Below are 12,884 nucleotides of genomic sequence, written 5' to 3' on the forward strand. Positions count from 1 at the left end.
TACTAACAGCATATGGAGGGTTAAATTAGATTTCGTTATGTTTAGCAGGAATTAATGCTTCAAATTTGGGATGTTGTTTGCGTAATTTGATCAACTCGACATAGTCACGAATCAGAAAGATACAAAACAGCATCACTGCACTGGCTATCCCGAACCAAAAGGCTTTTTGTAAACTTGGAATAAAGGCCATGGCAATGAAAATACAAAGCATTCCCGCAATAGCAAAATAGCTGAGATAAGGAAAGCACCACATGCGTACTTTCAAACGTTCAGGTGCAACATGTTCTAAATAGCGGCGTAAACGAATCTGTGAAAACGCAATAATGATATAAACAAAGAGTGCAACCGTACCATAGGATTCCACCAGAAAAGGAAATACATTATCTGGAGAAAAATAAGAGACTAAGATGGAGAGATAACCAAAAAGTGTACTCAACAGAATGGCACGGACAGGAACGCCTTTTTTAGATAACTTGGTTAAACTCCGTGGTGCATCACCATGTTTAGTCAGAGCAAATAGCATACGACTTGCTGCATAGACACCTGAATTAAGACAACTTAACACCGCAATTAAAATCACAGCATTCATAATGTCAGCGACAAAAGGAATATTTAAAACTTTTAAAGCACTAACATAAGGCGTTGCAATATCAGGACTATTCCACGGCACAATACACACCACAAGAAAAATGGAGCACACATAGAAAATCAAGACACGGCTGATGACAGACTGAGTCGCTTTGGCAACTGACTTTTCAGGATTTTCAGTTTCTGCCGCAGCAATGGTGACAATCTCTGCCCCAAAATAAAAAGCCGTAGCTGCAACAGCACCCGATAACACAGGCCCCCATCCATTGGGCATAAATCCGCCATGATTCATCAGCTCCCCAAAGCCAGACGCTTGATGATTCGGCCAGAATCCAAATAAATAGATCGAACATAAGAAAATAAAGGTAGTAATCGCGGCAACCTTAATAGAAGAAAACCAGAACTCAAACTCACCAAAAGATTTAACCGAAAATAAATTAGTAGCAGTCAGCATCACCAACAGAATTAAACTGACAATCCATTGCGGGATATCGGGTAACCAGTAAGCCATCAGCTTTGCGCCAACAATCGCTTCTAATGCGATCACGATGACCCAAAAATACCAGTACATCCAGCCTGTCATAAAACCTGCCAGTCTTGAGAGAAAAGGCGAATCGCGAAATGCATAACGTGCATAGGCATAAAATGAGCCTGTTACAGGTGAGGCAGTTGCCAGTTCACCAAGCATACGCATGACTAAAATAATCAGCACGCCAGTGATTAAAAAGGATAGAATTGCTGCTGGCCCAGCCGACTGAATCACCACTGAGCTGCCAACAAACAGTCCCATGCCAATCACGCCCCCTAGAGCCATCATTTGCACATGACGAGGTTTAAGCGCATTTTTTAAATCTTGATTTGAATTTGAGTCATACATGATGGATTCCTCTCAATATAATTATTGCTGTGATATACAGATCAAAAATTTCAATGATGCTTAAATCACTTCATCTCTTAAGTAATACCAGCGATATAACAAGGCTTGTCCCAATCTACGGAACGGTCTAAACAAATGCGAAGGCAAAGGTGACTGATAGATGGGTAAATCAAACTGTGGACGCTGTACCCCCATAACCCGTTCAGCCAGACGACGGCCCGCCATTGCGGAGAAAGATACGCCATTGCCACCATAACCAATGGCATAGTAAATACTTTCATCGGGATTCGGTTGTACGACTCTTGGCATCATGTCATGACTGACATCAACCCATCCCCACCATGAATATGCAATTGGTATACCACGCAAAGTTGGGAACTTGCGATACAGCCCTTCTTTTAAGCGCTCCAGATGCACTGGATTATTGGCATCGGCACCTGTCAGTGAGCTACGACTGCCACATTGCATAGAACCATCAGGTAATAAACGATAGTAATGGCGTAAGGTGCGCGTATCGGTGATAAAGGTCGTACTGCGCAATCCTGCTTCGGCACGTTCCGCCATAGACAAAGGGCGGGTCACGATTGAATTGGATAAAATCGGCATGATTTTGCCTGATAAACTCGGATGTAAACCATTGGGAGTATATCCCCCTGTCGCCACAGCCACGCGTTTTGCTTTGACCACACCATAAGGCGTGTTTAGATAATGAATACCTTGTCGAGTTTCCCAGCTTAAAACAGGAGTCGATGTATGGACTTTAGCACCCGCAGCACGGGCGCGTTTTAAATAACCAAATGCCAATTTGAGTGGATGTACACCAACACCATCAGGTTCATGCAAAGCACCCGCCGCTTCTTGGTCAGCCACAAATTCTTCATGTAATTGTTTACGACAAAGCATACGAGTGTTATAGCCAAAGATGTCTTTCATGACTTTGGCTTCATTTTCTAAAAAGGCCATTTTTTTAGCACGATGGGCAATATATAAATGTCCACCATCCTGTGCATCACACTCGATACCACTAACCAAGTCCTTAAAATAATCAAAACCTTCACGAATCTCGGCATCTAATCGTTTCGCGGTATCCAGTCCCCATTTTTCAATCCATTGTGAACGATACAAACGTCCCGAAGCATTTTGACCTTGTCCACCATTGCGACTGGTACAGCCCCATGCACTACGATTGGCTTCTAGTACTAACGGCGCCGCACCAAACTGTTCAGCCAACGTCAGCGCTGTAGAAAGCCCAGTAAAGCCACCGCCAATAATCACAATATCGGCATCCACATCGCCCTGTAACGGTCCATCATCTTCGGGGGGCGTTCCCGCTGTTGCGACCCAATAGGTAGGTGCGTATTGTTCATTACCTTGTAAAACCCGATCAGTTAATGGATCAAATTGCGCATTATAAAGTTTAAAGCCTGCCTGTTTTGATGCAGGAGTTTGCTCAGCAAAATCCCGCAAGGCAGTTAAATGTTGAATGGACTGATTCATAAACCATCTCCTTAAACGGCAGTTTGTACAGGGCGGTTTTTGCGAAATGCATTTTTGAGCAGAATTTTTCCATCTTTAAACTGAAAAACATCGACCATATTGGCCTCAATTCGCCCATTCTCTGCTGTAGTGGCAGTAAATGTCGTTTCAGAAATACCCGACTCACCATCTGCACTAATCCAGTGTTTGGCATTGCGCCACTGGGCATCTGGAAAAGTTTCAAAGGTTTGACCAAATACCTGACGCACAGCATCTATTCCCTGAATACGAGTGCCATAAACCTCATCCCCTGCAACAGTTTCAAAACAACAGTCTGGATGCATACATGCCATCAGTTGTTCAACATCATGGGCATTCCAAGCCTGAGAAAAGGTGTTGAGTAAATCTAAAAGTGCGACTTGCTGCATGGGGGTCAACTCCAAAACGAATATTTGATTGATGATTTGACTGTACAAAAAGTCATCATGCTGACGTAGTACCAGAAAGTCGGTTTTGATAGAGCCAGTTTTATTTGCATTTAACCTATTCATTTATAATATTTATTTTAAATTTTTCTGCTTTGGAATGGCTTTTGCTTTCAGGTAAATAAGTCCAGATTGAACTCAAACCGTATGCTTGCAGACACTTTTGCACTGCTTTAGTCAATCGGGATTCAAAATGGTTCAAAAAATGCACTGAGAAAATAAAATGAACTCTCCTCTTTCAGCAAATATCTGGACTTTATTGTTTGAAGAAACGGCACACAGTGGTCTTAATTTACAGGGACGGATCTGCCGCATGATGTTTTCTGCCTTAGTGCAGGGGCATTTACGTTCAGGAATGGCAGTTCCGTCAAGCCGTGAACTGGCTGAACAGATTTGTGTGGGGCGTAATACTGTAACCATAGCCTATCAACAACTGGTATCTGAGCGAATTCTGGAATCACGACAGCGTAGTGGACATTTTATCCATCCCCATTTTTATGTGGATAGCAGTGATCCAAAGACCATGAAGACCACCTCCCAACTGACTCAATGGTCGCATCGTTTTGCCATTCAACCTTCACAACAACGCCATTTGACCAAACCGAGTGATTGGAATAGTTATCCTTTTCCGTTTATTTATGGGCAGTCTGATCCAGAAAGCTTTCCTGCATCGGCATGGCGTGAATGTTCAATCAAGGCTTTATCTGCACGAGATGCTTCAATCTGGGCACAGGACTTAACTCAGCAAGGAGATGATGCCTATCTGATCAATGCCATCCGCCAGCACATTTTGCCCACTCGAGGCATCATAGCGCGTGAAAACGAAATTCTACTCACGGTAGGTAGTCAACATGCCTTGTATATGTTGGCCGCGCTTTTAATCCGTTCAGAACATGTGATTGGTATAGAAGAGCCGGGCTATCCAGATGCACGTAATATTTTTATGCTGCATAGCCAAAATATTGTGGCACTCCCCATCGATGATGAAGGTATGATAGTTTCAGATTATACCCCGCAATGTGATTATTTTTATCTCACTCCGGGACGTCAATGTCCGACTGGAGTCACTCTATCACCACAACGCCGTCGAAATTTACTGCAAAAAGCAGAGCAGTTCGATAGCATCATTATTGAAGATGAATATGATGCTCAAATTTTAGTAGAAAATACGACCATTCCTGCGCTTAAAAGTCTGGATCGACATGGCCGGGTGATCTATGTCGGAAGCTTATCCAAACCTTTAGCACCCGGATTACGTTTGGGCTATATCGTAGCGGCGCCCGAGTTGATTGAAGAATTACGTCATTTACGACGTTTAATGGTGCGCCATCCTAATGTATTTAATCAGCGGGTATTTGCTTTTTTTATCGATCAGGGTTATTACCACAGCATGCTGAGACGACAGTTTCAGCTACATCGACAACGTGCAGAGGTTTTACTCGTAGCCTTAAAGCGATATTTGCCCACATGGCAGGTCAGTGCCTCCAATGGTGGTTCTGCTTGCTGGATTAAAATACCGATCGAGATTGACAGTACCGTCTTAGCAAGATACGCCGCGAATCATGGTGTTTTCATAGAGGCAGGTGAGTCTTTCTTTTTATCTTCGCAACAAAATAAGCATTTTTTACGTTTGGGTTTTGGTTCCATTGCTTTGGATAAAATACCTGAGGGTGTGCAGCACTTAGCCGCCGCAGTCGAAGAATATTCTTTATATAACGGATCGAAAGATTCAAAATTAAGCCAATAAATTATTTAAAATCAATGCAATACTATTTATGCCAAATTTGATTCAGTCAAAAATATATGACTAAAACCCTAAATTAATAGTGACTTTTAACGCAGTTTTTTAAGACAAAAAATAAGAACCTGATCTCAATCAGGTTCTTACTATAATTAAGCACAATATTTAGTTATATGATTCAGAACGGATATACACCATAACTTAAAAATAAACATTTATTTTCAATAATTTAATAAAACCATGTAAAGTATTTTGTTAAATTTAATAGCTAAATCTTCAAAAATTTAACATTTATAAAGGATGTACTTTCTAATAATGATTCTGTAATTCACAATATTGGAATCAATTTACAAATATTACATCCATTTGATTCAATAGCGGCTAATCTTTCCTTCTTAAGACTATAGCAGCATCTTCACATATAGATTGATCCCACATAACAATAGGGTTTACCTTTAATCTTTCAACAATTGTAGTTTTAAAACCTTTAACATCTCTTACTGGTCCATCACCAAAATGTGGATGACATATAACACCATCATCTTTTAAAATTTTACTAAAAATAAGATAATGATCATCATAAGAAAAATTAGCATATTCAGAAATACCTCCATAGTCATAAGCATCATTGAATATAAAATCATATTCTTTTTCAGGTAGATCAATTAATCTCCAATCCCCTAAAGTTGCTACTACTCCACTATTCTTTTGAGTAAATGCAAGTAAATCTTTGAAGATATTAGCTTCTATTTCGACTATATGATGTTTCGTAGGTATAAGATGCTTTTGAATTAAACTACCAGAAATTCCAAGACCAAATCCTATTTCTAAAATAGAATCAGTACAAAGATTTAATTTTTCCAGAATGATAAACATTTTCTTAAAATAATCTTCCTCAGTACGAGACATTATGATTTCATTATTCCAAACAAGAAGATCCTTATTTTTTATATCAAATTTCAACTTAAAATTTTAACTTCCGAATTATCCATTGGAACTTCCTCACATTGATAACAATACTCTTTTTTACATTTTTCTATATATCATTTCATAGTAATATTAAAAACAACCAAATAAAATATATATTTTTCAGTCAGATATGCCTTAAGTGTATTTCTATAAAGCTTCTGTATAAATTTGACACAATCTATTTTTTAAAATATTTTTCATTTAATTTCAACAAGTTGGATAAATTATAACACTCATTAAAATCTATAACCCATTTATTTTATTTGTTTTTTTAAAATTCTATTTTATAATTAGATCAATAATTAAACGAGTGCACTATCATGCAGCCAACTACACAGTCAACAGTAAATGTTAATAGCATCAAGCAACCAGCTTTAAATAGTGTCGTGTTACAACGACTAATTAAAGAGGTAAAAATGGAAAAAGAACAAATGTCATGCGTTGGCGGTAACTATGACCGAGTTCATAACCGACATAATCGCTAATAATGTTCAATAATTTAGATACTCTGTTAATCAAGGTTGCTAGCAGATGTAACCTTGATTGCAGTTATTGTTATGTATATCAAGGTCAAGATCAAAATTGGGTTAACCAACCTAAAAGAATTAGTAACGAAACAATTGATTCTATTTGCAAAAGTATAGATCAAGTCACCTCATTTCAAAATAATGGTTTCGCGGTTGTACTACATGGTGGTGAGCCATTACTATTAGGTTCTGTAAAATTAAAAGAACTACTTTCAAAATTACGCAGAGTTTTGCCTAATTATGATAAGTATCCAATAGCTATCCAAACAAATGGGATACTATTAAGCGATGAAATAATCGAAATCTGTAGTCATTATAAAACTAGCATTTCTGTAAGTTTAGATGGTGTAAAGAAATCAAATGATATTGCTCGATTCACACATGATGGGCAAAGTTCATTTCAAAAAGTTATAAAAGGCATAGATAAGTTAATTGCCCATCCTGAAAATGATTTTTTATTTTCAGGAACATTATCTGTGATTCAGCCGACTACATCACCTGTCGAAAATTATGAATACTTAAAAAGTATAGGTAGTAAAAGTATTGATGTACTTTTACAGGATGGCAACCATACGTACTTACCAAAAGGCAAAGAAAATTTTGAAAGTTTAGAATATGGTAGATGGTTGGGAGAACTATTAGAGCATTATCTGAATGACCCTAATCCAGTTCCAATTCGCTTCTTTGACGATTTAATAAAAATAATTCTTGGAGGAAATCCTGACAAAGAGGGAAAAGGAGAAAACTCTTATGGAATTTTAGTAATTGAGACTAATGGAGACATCCGTAAAAATGACACATTAAGGGCAACTTTTAATGGTGCTGATTACTTTGAGAATAATCCTAATATTAATGTGCCGAATGCCTTATTAAATGTTCTAAGATCTAATGAGTATAAAGAAAGTTCTAAAATTCAAAAGCCTACATGTAAAGATTGTATCAACTGTGAAATAAATTTCATTTGTGGTGGCGGGATGCCTTTATCAAGGTGGAGTAAAGAAAATGAATTCGACAATCCATCTATTTACTGTCAAGATCATAAACACTATATTTATAAACTATTAAGTTTAATGGGAATTAAATGATTAATATTTCAAAAGATATACCTCTAGAGATATATCCTTATAAACATTTTTTTTCTAATTATTCTATAGATGAATGTTTAAAAGAAAGCATACAAAATTGGCTATTAAATGATGCCCAATGGAACTTAGTAGAAGCCAGTTTTTATACACAATATGAGTTTAGTTTAAAAGATACTGAATTACCGCACTTCCTAAAATTTATAATATCAACTGAATATCTTTCAGACTTAAAGGCAAGGATGGAAAAGATTTATGCAGTTGATTTACTTGATAACATTGATGTAGTAGCTCATAAATTAACGAAAGGTCATGTCATAAAAATACATAATGATTTTCTAAATGAAGACTCAATAAAAGAAAGTCACAGACTACTTATGCATTTCAACTCGAACTGGAATGTTGAGAACGGTGGATTATGTATGATCTTCACTAACAATGATGCATCATCGATACATAATATAATAGTTCCTACAGGAAATTTACTACAAAGCTTTGAAATATCAGAAAATTCTCATCATGCTGTAAGTGAGATATATTCAGGAGAGCGACTCACTATTATTTTTACTTTTTATTCGAGATAATTTTCATGCATAATTTTTTATATCCGTCTAAAGAAAATATTTTAGATTTATTAGATAGTGATATTCACTATAGAAACTACAATACTTTTGACTATATAAATGACTTAAATAACTTAAATGAAAATTTATGCATATTACAAAAGTTACCAGATTACATGTCTAATATTTGGTCAGATATTGGCATTAATCTTGATCAAACATATGATCTTAAAAATTCAATGCTACAAATTAAAGATACTTTTGAATATATTACCCAATATGATAATGATCATATGGGTTTTTATACAAAGTCATTAATTAAGTCGATTCATTTATTAAAAACAGAAAATGATTATAATGATATTAGTTTTAGCGACCCGAATTTACCTTATACAGTTTTCATAAATTTACCTGATATTAATCTAGAAAATTGGCTTGAAAGGACTGTAGAAAATTTGATTCATGAAACTATGCATTTACTACTATCTTTATTAGAAAAAAAATATGATTTCTATCTTTCGACAAATAAAAAAATATATTCTCCTTGGAAACATGAACCTCGAAATAGTAAAGGAATACTGCACGCTATTTATGTATTTTCACATCTAAAAAAATTCTGGGAAAAAGTCTATAGGTCAGAGAAGACTTCCTTCTCAAAGAAACGCATAGAAGAAATTCAGAAACAATTAAGTCTTCTAAAAGTTGAAGAACTAACAGATTTTTATTCCAATGATGGATTGAAAATTTTAAACCTCTGTTTTATTTAATAAAAATTTTAGAATAAAATGAATAAATAAAAAATAAACACATATATTACAAAAACTTAAAGAATAGTGTTAACAATTTTGTAAAATTTTAAGCTTAGCTCTCAAAGTTAAAAAACTTCAACATGGCTATATCGCTAAAAATCAATTAATTTTCATCTAAGCGACATTTCATGACGCAACCATTTTGTTAGATTAAGAAAATACAATCCCCAAAAAAATCAAAATAAGCATCTGATTTAAATAAGTTTTACCTCAAAAGAGTACAAATTAAATTCATCATTTTTTTAGCAATATCATTAAAATAGATTAAGTAAGATGATGACTAAAGCCATATATTTGACTATAATCAACAAATGTAAATATTTTAGTCAATTTATTTACCAATATATTTCAATTAGTTACATCAAAAATGGCGATTTTACCAAAATGAATAGAGATTTAGTCACAATTTCCAGATTGGCACTATCAGGTAGTGAAGTGGATTTACGTCTATTTCTTGCCAAGCATATTCGCAAAATAAAAAAAGATGATATTGAAACGGCAATAGCTTTAGAGAATCTCCTAAAGACTCAATCGTCATTTAGCCCATCAGTATTACGTAAAAAAAATCTTTCTGAACCCGAAGTAAATAAAAACCAAGATCATAATAATCTCGATGAAGAATTGGCCTCTTTAATTAAGGTTTGGAATCCAAGTAGTACTTTAGAAAATATTTATTTATCTTCAGATATAAGAATGGCTCTAGAGTTAATTATCAAAGAAAGGTCTATTACAAATTTAAATGCACTAACTTCAAGAGGGCTCAAGCCAGTTACCACAGCAATCTTTCAAGGCCCTCCCGGGGTAGGAAAGTCCTTAGCTGCAAAATGGCTAGCAAAGCAGTTAAACCTCCCTCTTTATATTTTAGATTTAACTGCTGTCATGAGTAGCTATATGGGGAAAACAGGGAATAATCTTCGTAAAGTATTAGATTTTGCCAAAAGCCATTCCTGCATCATCTTCCTAGATGAAATAGATGCTATTGCAAAAAAACGTGGAGATAATTCCGACGTTGGTGAACTAAAACGACTAGTAACTATTTTATTACAGGAGTTAGAAAGCTGGCCCGAACAAAGTTTATTATTAGCAGCTACAAATCATTTTGAATTAATCGACCCTGCTTTATGGAGACGATTCGATATGGATTTGACTTTTAAATTGCCTACAAGTAAAAATATTGAAATTGCACTAAAAGACTATTTAGCAGATGATTTTGATTATTTTTTACCGTGGCTTGACTTAATTAAGTTAAAAATGCAAGGGCTTTCATTTAGTTTAATGAAGAGAGAAATTAGTTACCTTAGAAAACTAAAATTAATGGATCAAAGCCTATTTGAAAAAACTATCATCAAAGAGTTAATTCCTGATATATCTAATATGACTAAACAGGATAGAATAAGTCTAGCTTTGCAATTAGTAAATGAGTATAAATTTCCAAAAACACGAGCAGCAGAGTTTATGGAAATAAGTAGAGATACTTTAAGAAAATATCTAAATGGTACCAAAGAGGGGGTATAACGCATGTCAACTAAAAAAATTAACTATTTAATTGGTAATGCTGAATTACTTACCAAGCAAGTTCCCGGCCCAAAAAGGAAAATGGATAAAGTACCACTTTATTCAGCCGATGAAATTAAAACAAGGTTAATTCCTCAGCTAAATAAGCTAATTGAGAGCTCAAATAATCTAAATAACGAGTTATGTCCAAAAGACTTAACAGTTAGCGCAATAACTTTACACCCATCATTCATAGCAAAAACAGCATTCCCATCCAAGTTTCTTAGATCTTTTGGTGGTGTAAACCTAGGAAGTAAATCAACAAAAATCCTACCTGACAAATGGAATAAAGTCGCAGCGCCCGAAGAAACCCCAACAACTAAATTATTTATTGCGGTAAAAAGATCTCAACTGAGTGAATTTAAAAATTCATTAGAAGAATTAACAGATGAAGATGCTCTAATAACAGACTTAGAAAAAATATGGGACATTGAGTTTGTTCAACCAGATTCAAAAATTAAAAATAATCCTGAGCAAGTTCAAGGATATTTTGAAATTGGCTTACATTTACTCCCATCAGGCGACACTGAGTTCATTAAGCGTGAATTTATTAAATTTGCCCAAAAATTAGGGTTAGAAATTCGCGCAGATTTAGCTATCGGAATTTCTAATCTATGGTTTGTTCCTTGTGTTGGCGATGAAAATTTAGTTCATGAATTAGCTAAGTTTTCTTTTGTTCGTGTTATTCGCCCAATTCCAACACTCCGATCTTTTACCCCAATCTTTAAGGCTCTACCTATTTCTGCAAATATTTCTATTGCTAAACAAAAGCCTTTAGATTCATCTATTAAAGTAGCAATATTAGATGGTGGATTACCAGAGACCCATATATTAGAACCATGGGTTAAAAACTATAAACTTGCAGATAATACTGCAAAAGATCATGAAGATGGGCTGAGTCACGGGTTGGGAGTCACATCTGCATTTCTATTTGGCCCATTAAAGCCCGGTTTAATTAATACGAAGCCATATTCCTACGTAGATCATCACCGAGTAGTAGATAGTAAAATAATATATGAGAATCCTTTAGAACTGTATCGAACCTTAAATCATATCGAAGATATTCTGTTATCTCGTCAGTATGAGTTTTTGAATCTAAGTTTAGGGCCTAACCTACCTATTGATGATGATGAAATTCATCCTTGGACATCATTAATTGATAGTTACCTAGCAGATGGTGAAACATTTTTAACTATCGCTGCTGGTAATAATGGCGAGAGTGATTTAGAGGCAGGTCTCTGTCGAATTCAAGTCCCATCTGATTGTATCAATGCTTTATCTGTTGGGGCATCTACCCATATTGATTCTCATTGGAAAAAAGCAAGCTATAGTGCTATCGGGCCTGGCAGATCCCCAGGGCGCATAAAGCCAGACCTTTTAGCTTTTGGTGGTTCACCTGATCAGTATTTTCATATTCCTCATGAACTAAATTCTTCACAAATTGTTCCAACTTGTGGAACCAGTTTTTCCGCCCCCTATCTATTAAGAAGTGCTGTCGGAATACGAGCTGTGCTAGGAGAACAAGTTTCTCTTATGGCAATTAAAGCTTTGTTAATACATAACTCAATTAAAAATGATGAATCTAAAAATCATATTGGTTGGGGAAAAATTCCAGAAAACTTAAATGATTTTATTGTTTCACCAGATGGTGTTGTTAAAATCCTATACCAAGGAGAGTTAAATCCCGGCAAATACTTAAACGTTCCGTTACCAATCCCATCTGATGGTATAAATGGAATGATTTCTATTAAAGCTACATGCTGTATAGCTTGTGATACTGACCCCCAAGACTCTGCAATGTATACAAAAGCAGGCATCACAATTAAATGGAATCCTAAAATAGGGAAAGGATCTCAGCCATTTTTCAAGCAGACTACATTTGCAACAGAAGCAGAATTAAGATCCGATGCAGGAAAATGGGAAACTGTACTTCATAATCAAGTGAATAAACGAGGAAGCAGTATGGAAGAACCTGCTTTTGAATTACATTATTCTGCAAGAGAAAATGGAGCAGATGCCGGCTCTAGAGCAAGACCAATAAAATATGCATTTCTGGTTACTATTGAAGCGCCTAAAAATCAGGATATATTTACTGATATTCTGAATGAGTATTCACACATTCTATCTGAAATAGAACCACAAATTGATTTACCAATTCAAATTCAATCTTAATTAGTCTTCAAAAATAGTTAGCAATTAAAATATTTGCTAAC

11 protein-coding genes are annotated in these 12,884 nt (G+C 35.5%); 7 read left to right on the forward strand and 4 right to left on the reverse strand.

The genetic code is table 11. The features are described 5' to 3' along the window. Window positions 1–25 precede the first annotated feature (25 nt). From EGS47_RS06340 to EGS47_RS06350, 3 genes are read right to left on the reverse strand one after another with little or no spacing between them, the layout of a single operon-like run. The gene (locus tag EGS47_RS06340) at window positions 26–1,465 is read right to left on the reverse strand and encodes an amino acid permease (RefSeq protein ID WP_125269371.1); all 1,440 of its coding nucleotides are present in this window, start codon (window positions 1,463–1,465) and stop codon (window positions 26–28) included. A gap of 60 nt (window positions 1,466–1,525) precedes the next feature. Continuing rightward, window positions 1,526–2,962, reverse strand: a complete 1,437-nt coding sequence (locus tag EGS47_RS06345; RefSeq protein ID WP_125269372.1) for an NAD(P)/FAD-dependent oxidoreductase — start codon at window positions 2,960–2,962, stop codon at window positions 1,526–1,528. Between the two features lie 11 nt (window positions 2,963–2,973). Beyond that, window positions 2,974–3,369 carry a nuclear transport factor 2 family protein gene (locus EGS47_RS06350; RefSeq protein WP_125269373.1) on the reverse strand — a complete coding sequence of 132 codons (396 nt, stop codon included), beginning with the start codon at window positions 3,367–3,369 and terminating at the stop codon, window positions 2,974–2,976. 280 nt (window positions 3,370–3,649) lie between these two features. On the opposite strand from EGS47_RS06350, the gene EGS47_RS06355 reads away from it, so the two are divergent. Further along, window positions 3,650–5,173: a PLP-dependent aminotransferase family protein gene (locus EGS47_RS06355; protein ID WP_125269374.1), complete on the forward strand. Its 1,524-nt coding sequence runs from the start codon at window positions 3,650–3,652 to the stop codon at window positions 5,171–5,173. A gap of 375 nt (window positions 5,174–5,548) precedes the next feature. Here the strand turns inward: EGS47_RS06355 and EGS47_RS06360 are convergent, their stop codons facing one another. Further along, window positions 5,549–6,076, reverse strand: a complete 528-nt coding sequence (locus EGS47_RS06360; RefSeq protein ID WP_125269375.1) for a hypothetical protein — start codon at window positions 6,074–6,076, stop codon at window positions 5,549–5,551. A 380-nt stretch (window positions 6,077–6,456) separates the two neighbouring features. Between EGS47_RS06360 and yhhA the strand changes: the two genes are divergently transcribed. The 6 genes from yhhA to EGS47_RS06390 all read left to right on the forward strand — a co-directional run bounded on the left by yhhA (window position 6,457) and on the right by EGS47_RS06390 (window position 12,843). Next, window positions 6,457–6,621, forward strand: coding sequence for a YhhA family cyclophane-containing RiPP (gene yhhA / locus EGS47_RS18895; RefSeq protein ID WP_002117360.1), 165 nt, complete (start codon window positions 6,457–6,459; stop codon window positions 6,619–6,621). 2 nt (window positions 6,622–6,623) lie between these two features. Then, window positions 6,624–7,748 carry a cyclophane-forming radical SAM/SPASM peptide maturase YhhB gene (gene yhhB, locus EGS47_RS06370; protein WP_002117393.1) on the forward strand — a complete coding sequence of 375 codons (1,125 nt, stop codon included), beginning with the start codon at window positions 6,624–6,626 and terminating at the stop codon, window positions 7,746–7,748. Further along, window positions 7,745–8,329, forward strand: a complete 585-nt coding sequence (gene yhhC / locus EGS47_RS06375) for a cyclophane-containing peptide 2OG-Fe(II) oxygenase YhhC (RefSeq protein ID WP_002117435.1) — start codon at window positions 7,745–7,747, stop codon at window positions 8,327–8,329. Before yhhB ends, yhhC begins: the two co-directional genes overlap by 4 nt. 5 nt (window positions 8,330–8,334) lie before the next feature. Beyond that, window positions 8,335–9,075, forward strand: a complete 741-nt coding sequence (locus EGS47_RS06380; RefSeq protein WP_002117382.1) for an aKG-HExxH-type peptide beta-hydroxylase — start codon at window positions 8,335–8,337, stop codon at window positions 9,073–9,075. Between the two features lie 315 nt (window positions 9,076–9,390). After that, window positions 9,391–10,632: an AAA family ATPase gene (locus EGS47_RS06385; protein ID WP_002117364.1), complete on the forward strand. Its 1,242-nt coding sequence runs from the start codon at window positions 9,391–9,393 to the stop codon at window positions 10,630–10,632. A gap of 3 nt (window positions 10,633–10,635) precedes the next feature. Further along, entirely contained in the window at window positions 10,636–12,843 is a 2,208-nt protein-coding gene (locus tag EGS47_RS06390) for a S8 family peptidase (protein WP_002117386.1), read from the forward strand. Window positions 12,844–12,884: the final 41 nt, after the last annotated feature.

The sequence above is a fragment of the Acinetobacter sp. FDAARGOS_515 genome (assembly GCF_003938865.1).
Taxonomy (GTDB): domain Bacteria; phylum Pseudomonadota; class Gammaproteobacteria; order Pseudomonadales; family Moraxellaceae; genus Acinetobacter; species Acinetobacter ursingii.